General features: G+C 42.8%; 2 protein-coding genes. Both read left to right on the forward strand.

Annotated features, from left to right (window positions below; genetic code table 11):
- Nucleotides 1-1,118 precede the first annotated feature (1,118 nt).
- Complete coding sequence (locus IQ229_RS05670; protein WP_194042043.1) at nucleotides 1,119-2,720, forward strand: NAD(P)/FAD-dependent oxidoreductase; 1,602 nt, start codon at nucleotides 1,119-1,121, stop codon at nucleotides 2,718-2,720.
- 238 nt (nucleotides 2,721-2,958) lie between these two features.
- Nucleotides 2,959-7,687, forward strand: a 4,729-nt coding sequence (locus IQ229_RS05675) for a type I polyketide synthase (protein ID WP_194042045.1), incomplete at its 3' end; no start/stop codon positions are given.

A 7,687-nucleotide genomic window follows, 5' to 3' on the forward strand; every position in this document is an offset into this window, starting at 1 on the left:
CTATCAAGCAGACCAAAGAAGCAGAGTATCCGCTCAATAAATCGGGGCGAACTACCAGTTCAGGAACGAGTTTACGCCATTTTAGCCTTGTCACTGAGCGATTTACCCCGGATTATTGAGCGGTTACGAAGCCAGGGCAAACGCATCTAAAGTATAAGAATCATTTAATAGTAAGGGTTTCGGCGTTTTTTAATTGAGCCTATTTTTTCGTCAAGATACTTATCCAGCAAGGGTTTTAGAAATCCCGTGCGTTCGCCCTGGTTACGAAGCAGACTTGTAAGTGTTAAGTGGGTCAACTATGAAAACCCACGAACTTATCCCACTATTTTAAAAATCTCTCATCCTTGTCGGAAAAAGCGTTTGAAAACCTTGATTTTTCGTTTTGACTTCTCAACTCAAGCTTTTTAGCGCAAATATTATTAGTGGGATAGGTTCACCTAGAATCAATAGCAGACTTAATTCTTTTGGCTATGTGCTTTGTAAAATTTAATTAATCATGGGTGGCTTCTATGGATAGACTAATTACTTCCCTTAAAGCAATGTCCCAATTAGCAATCAAACTTTGCCTAACGCGACAGATATATTCAAATTTTTTTTTGACGTTGTACTTGTAACACAGGTATAGATTTTGTGGGGTGGGCGCACTCCAATAGCTAGTAGACTTTCGATACAGGCGTGTGATCATGTAAATCATCGCTTTACTCAATTTATGGCAAAAATTCATCATTTCTACCAAACTTGTGGACTTGTGAATGGGTTCCACGATGCAAAGATGCGCACGGGCTTTTGTAGCGCAAGTTAGATAGATCCGTTTAGATCCGTTAATGGGCGAAAGTAACTCTGTTTTGTCACTCTCGGAAAATAATAATCGAAGCAAGATTCTGAAACTTTGATTGAGTCAAGCTTTAAGCCTTTATTCTCTAACAATAACTTAAATGTATAGACAAAACCTGGATATCAAAGCTCTGAAAGGCTTTCAGCGATTGGGTTATCCCAAAGTGATAAAAGAGGGCTACTTACCCCTCTTTCAAGAAAACAGAATGGTTTCTTGAAAGAGCGTTACTACATACAACCTTTAAAAAGTAAATACAAAGACTAGCAATATCAACGTCAAAAAAATGAACGAGTATTCAAGTGAATCTAAGCAATTTGACATAGCTATCCTGGGTACAGGGTTCTCGGGAACAATCCTGGGGACAGTTCTTGCCAAACATGGAGTTCGAGTACTACTAATTGATGCGGAAACTCATCCAAGATTTGCGCTTGGAGAATCAACAGTTCCTCAGACTACAACAATGATGCAGATTATTGCTGATCGTTTTGCGGTTACTGAAATTAAGGACTGTTGCTCTTTGAAGAATATCCAGCGAAAAGTGACTTCTCAATGTGGAATAAAACGTAATTTTGGGTTTATGTACCACCACAAAGGGCAAAAACAGAACCCAAAAGAAGTAACAATGAGCGTTATTCCACATGGAGAGTGCCATTTATTCCGTCAAGATATAGATGCATATCTACTCACTGTCGCCATACGCTATGGTGCAGTAGTGCGACAAAAGACTTGTATTGAGGATATACATATTAACGAGCAAGGTGTGCTCCTCCAAGGAGCACGAGGTGAACGTTTTAGTGCGCGTTACGTAGTTGATGCTACTGGCTTCCGCTCAATATTAGCTCATAAATTAAATTTACGGGAAACACCTACTCGTTTAAAGACTCATTCGCGCAGTCTTTTTACACACATGATTGGTGTGAAGCCATATGATGATTGCATTCAACCACGTAAAGTGCACAAGATGCCTCGCCCGTGGTTCCAAGGAACTCTTCATCACATTTTTGATGGTGGATGGCTATGGATCATTCCCTTCAACAATCACAAAGAATCCACTAACCCCTTATGCAGTGTAGGATTAAACCTAGATCTACGACGTTTTCCGAAAACAGATATTTCGCCGCAGCAAGAGTTTGAGACCTTCCTCTCTAAGTTTCCAAGTGTTGCTAAGCAATTTGAAACTGCAAAACCAGTGCGTGACTGGATATCTACGGGGAGGCTACAGTATTCATCCAAAAGATGTGTTGGTGATCGCTTTTGCTTATTAGGACAAGCTAGTGGTAGTGTTGATGCGCTTTTTTCCAGAGGACTAGCAAATACTACTGAGGCTATTAATGTACTAGCAGATTTACTGCTCAAAGCTGTTGAAGATGATAATTTCTCTGCTCAACGTTTTGAGTATGTTGAGCGATTGCAACAAAGGCTTTTAGACTACAATGATCGACTAATAAACTGTTCTTACATTGCCTTTTCCAACTTTGATCTTTGGAATGCTTGGTATCGTGTTTGGCTGATTGGAGCTACCCTTGGTACTTTAAGGCTAAAGAAGGCACATACTAAATACCTTAAAACTGGTAATCAGTCTTTTCTTTCTGCTTTAGATGACCCTGCTTATCTTGGATCATTGTGTCCTGAGCTTGAAGGCTATGAGACACTCTTTAATGCGGCAGCATCCGAGGTCGAGGCGGTAGAAGAAGGGCGTGTCTCGGCATCTGATGCAGCGGGCCGTATTTTGACACTCCTAGATCAGGCTGATTTCGTTCCGCCTAACTTCAATGCCGGGTCTGCATCACAACGCTACACAAAATACGATTTTGGTGAGATCCTTCAGCTATTAGCTTGGAGTAAGTTATCAGCACCTCCAGAACTTAAAGAACTTTGTTTTTAAATCCAAGGGAATTGGCGATCTCTTATATGGCTTACGTAAGGGATTTCTAAAAAATAAATGATTCAATCTATAGGAATCTTACTTGAATCTTTCTCATTTTTTAAGTTTTATAGAGCAAGTGCATAAAGGAGCAACTCAAAGCTTTGTTAGAGATTGAACAACCGTCTAAAGATAAATTTGAAGTATCAGTTGCGAAAAAGCTTGCAGAAATACATTTATTGCTAGAGGGCTAACAGACATGAGTGATGTTTCCGAAAAAGTACACCAACTGTCTTCATTACAACAGATGCTTCTAGCTCTGAAAGAAGCCCGATTAAAACTCGAAGCGGTCGAGCGTTCAAAGAGTGAGCCAATTGCCATTATTGGTATGGGTTGTCGCTTTCCTGGAGGTGCCAATGACCCAGAAACCTTCTGGCAGCTATTACATGATGGGGTGGATGCGATCACGGAGATTCCTCCACAGCGCTGGGATATAGATGATTTCTACGACCCAGACCCCAATACACCGGGGAAAATGTACATCCGCAAGGCTGGATTTTTGCAGCAGGTAGATCAGTTTGATCCTCAGTTTTTTGGAATTTCTCCTCGGGAAGCGTTGAGTATGGATCCTCAGCAGCGGTTGCTGTTGGAGGTTTGTTGGGAAGCGCTAGAGAATGCTGGGATAGCACCAAATAAACTATCTGACAGTCAAACAGGTGTTTTTCTGGGGATTGGTCAAAATGATTATGCACAATTGCAGTTGTACTCCGGTGAGCATACACGTATAAATACATACGATGGCACAGGAAATGGTCTTTGCTTTGCCTCAGGTAGATTGTCATATGTGCTGGGTTTGCAAGGTCCAAGTGTGGCAATAGACACAGCCTGCTCTTCCTCTCTAGTAGCAATACATCTGGCTTGTCAAAGTTTGCGGGCAGGCGAGTGTAGTCTTGCTTTAGCGGCTGGAGTACAGATGATTTTGTCACCAGAAGTCACCATTTTTCTATCGAGAGCGCAAGCTCTGTCCCCTGATGGTCGCTGCAAAACCTTTGATGCTGCTGCTAATGGTTACGGGCGAGGTGAAGGATGTGGGGTTATAGTTCTGAAACGTCTTCATGATGCCATTGCTAATGGCGATAATATTTTGGCACTGATTCGAGGTTCAGCAGTTAACCACGATGGATCGAGCAGTGGGCTAACAGTCCCTAATAAACAAGCGCAGCAGGCACTTCTTTGTCAAGCACTAGCAAACGCAAAAGTAGAGCCATCTCAAGTGAGTTATATAGAGGCACATGGAACAGGAACACCCTTAGGGGACCCAATCGAGATCAGAGCTTTAGCAGCAGTGTTAGGTGAAGGGCGCTCCCCAGAGAAACCTTTAATAATTGGTTCAGTAAAGACTAATATTGGTCACTTGGAATCGGCTTCTGGCATTGCGGGTTTAATTAAGGTAGTCCTAGCTCTACAACACAAAGAAATACCTCCTCATCTACACTTTCATAATCCCAATCCATACATTAACTGGAATGAATTACCAGTAGTGGTTCCTACTGCAACTTTGCCTTGGAAAAACCTGACAGAAAATCAGCGAATTGCTGGAGTCAGTTCGTTTGGAATGAGTGGCACAAATGCTCATGTGGTCTTAGAAGAAGCACCGAGCATAGAGCCAGCAAACACAAAATTGAAACGCCCTGTGCATCTGCTAACGTTATCAGCCAAGACAGAACAAGCACTGCAACAGTTAGCCCAGCGATATGAGAAACACCTAGTTGCCAATCCAGCTTTAGATATTGGCAATATCTGCTGGAGTGCAAATACAGGGCGCTCGCACTTCCAGCATCGGTTAAGTGTGGTAGCTGAATCAACACAGCAACTGCGGGAAAAACTGGCTACGTTTACGGCTGGGCAGGAACCAGCAGCAGTATTCCAAGCTAAAGCTAGCACTCAACCCAAAGTCGCCTTTTTGTTTACTGGTCAGGGTTCACAGTATGTTGGCATGGGACACCAACTTTACCAAACCCAGCCTGTGTTCCGGCAAGCACTCGACCGATGTGAGCAGATTTTACGTCCTTACTTACAAAAGCCACTGCTGAGTGTTCTTTTTCCAGAGGCAGGAGAAACTTCGCCTCTAGATGAAACTGCCTATACTCAACCAGCCCTATTTGCCCTGGAATATGCCCTGTTCGAGGTATGGAAATCCTGGGGTATCACTGCGGATGCAGTCATGGGTCATAGTGTTGGTGAATATGTGGCTGCCTGTGTGGCTGGGGTCTTTAGCCTGGAAGATGGTCTGAAGTTGATTGCACAACGCGGACGTTTGATGCAATCGTTACCTGAAAATGGTGAGATGGTGGTGGTGTTTGCCCAAGAAAAACTGGTAGCAGCAGCAATTGAGCCTTACTCTCAGCAGGTAGCGATCGCTGCTATTAATGGTCCAGAAAATATAGTTATTTCCGGCGAACGTCAAGCAGTAGCTGCCATTGTCACCACTCTAGAAGTACAAGGAGTTTCAACGAAAAAGTTAGTAGTTTCTCATGCCTTCCATTCACCGTTGATGGAACCGATACTGGCAGATTTTGCTCATGTCGCACAACAGGTAATATACTCTTCTCCACGCATCGAGTTAATTTCTAACCTGACAGGAATGCCAGTCAAGACAGAGATAATGACTCCTGAGTACTGGGTAAATCATCTACGCCAAACTGTGCAATTTACTACCAGCATCAAAACTCTGCATCAGCAAGGTTATGAAGTATTTGTGGAATGTGGTCCCAAACCAACTCTCTCAAGTATGGGTCGTCAGTGCTTACCGGAAGCTGTAGGAGTTTGGCTCCCAAGTCTACGTTTTGGACAAGACTGGTATCAAATGCTTCAGAGTTTGGCTCAACTATATGTACGTGGAGCTTCGGTAGACTGGTCTGCTTTTGAGCGGGATTATTTACGTTGCCGTCTCCAACTACCAACCTATCCCTTCCAACATCAGCGCTATTGGTGTGATTCCTCTGTTCTACAAGCTCGCAAATCTTTCTCTTATTCCCAAGAGAGGATTGCAACACTGCATCCTCTGTTCGAGAAGAAACTACAATCACCTCTAATTAAAGAAATTGTATTGGAGTCTCAGTTTAGTACCCATTCCCTACCTTTTCTTAAAGATCATCGAATCTACGAGCAAATTATTGTACCCGGAGCCAGCCATCTCTCCATGCTCTTAGCAGCAAATGAGCTGAGTTTTGGAACTGAGAAATGTGTATTGGAGGATGTATTCTTTCCTGAGGCGCTAGCACTTCCTGAAAAGGAAAACTGCACCCTTCAGCTAGTGATCACACCTGAAAATAAAACAGAATACTCGTTTAAACTGATCAGCCTTGAAAGCAATGTGGAAGATAAGGAAAGTTCTTATGTAGTTCATGCAACAGGGAAAATCCTCACCACTACAGAAAATGAAGTTAATTCTAACAATGCTGGTACCTCCAAACATAACTTGATTGAGGAATTACAGGCTCGATGTCCGCAAAACTTTGCTAGTACACAACTGTTTCAAATTCTACGGCAGCATCAAATTCAGCTAGGAGCAACTTTTCAGTGTATTGAGTCTATTTGGCTCGGAAATGAAGAAGTTTTAGGTCTGATCAGAGTTCCCGAAGGACTCGACGAACTAGAAAAGTACCAACTCCATCCGACCTTAATTGATTCATGCTTCCAGCTTTTGTTAGTTATTTTACCCATCGAAGAAGAGGAAACCCTTGTTCCTTTTCACATTGAAAGATTCCAATTTCATCGCCGCCTTTGCAGTTCACAGTTGTGGTGTCATGTCCGCTTACAACGCCATGTTACAGAGGGTATTAGCGAAGAAAAGCTAGTAGGGGAAATACAGCTTTTGAACTATAGTGGACAAGTCATTGCCGAAGTGATCGGTCTTGAGAGTAGGAAGATTAGTCAACAAGCTCTCTTGCGCCACCTCCAAAAAGACTTAGAAAACTGGTTGTATGAAATTGCTTGGCAACCCGCTATCAGCGAATACAATCCCCAGAAAACAGATATTAATAAACAGGGTAGTTGGCTAATTTTTGCTGACGGAAAAGGAATTGGACTTAATATAGCCAAGCGGCTCAGAGAATGTGGTGAGCACTGTGTCTTGGTTTTTCCTGGTCAAACCTATGAGGTATTAGAGGGGGAAAAATACTACATTAACCCAAGAAAACCTAAAGATTTCCAGCAACTGCTGCAAGCCATTTTACAAAATAATCATATTTCTTACCGTGGGATAGTGCATTTATGGAGTTTGGATGAAACACCATACCAAACCTCTGACCTAACAGTTTTGCAAGATACGCAAGTTTTTAGCTGTTGCAGTGTATTGCACTTAGTGCAAGCTATGAACCAAGCGCAATGGTCTGAATTTCCTCGTCTATGGTTGGTAACAAGAGGAACTCAATTCATAGAACTTGCACCAACTTCTTTGAACTTGCACCAAGCCCCATTATGGGGTTTGGGTCGAACAATTGCGCTGGAACATCCTGAGTATAGCTGTGTGTGCTTGGACTTAGATCCGTTAGGAAATGACGAGGATGTAATCAAATCCGTATTTAGTGAACTACGGTACTCAGATACAGAGAACCAAGTCGCATGGCGTCAAGGGGTTCGATATTTAGCCAGACTTGTGCGGTGTTCCTTTAAAGTTTCGAGACAAAGGATACATGAAGATAGTAGTTATCTGATAACTGGTGGTCTCGGAGCATTAGGACTGAAGGTAGCTCACTGGTTGGTAGAACAGGGGGCAAGATACTTAGTCTTGACTGGACGCAATCAACCTTCAGCAGCAGCACAGGAAAAAGTTAAACTATTAGAACAGGCAGGAGTTCAAGTTCTAGTTGTCAAGACTGATGTATCAAACCAGGAAGACGTTGCCAAAATGCTGGGAGTAGTTGAGACTTCCATGCGACCTTTACGGGGTATTGTTCATGCGGCTGGGTTATTGGATGATGGAG

The sequence above is a fragment of the Nostoc cf. edaphicum LEGE 07299 genome, assembly GCF_015207245.1.
In the GTDB taxonomy this organism is placed as follows: Bacteria; Cyanobacteriota; Cyanobacteriia; order Cyanobacteriales; family Nostocaceae; genus Nostoc; species Nostoc edaphicum_B.

Bases quoted from the DNA above. Each gene is read 5' to 3' on its own strand.
- IQ229_RS05670 (WP_194042043.1), top strand. From the start codon at position 1,119: ATGAACGAGTATTCAAGTGAATCTAAGCAATTTGACATAGCTATCCTG.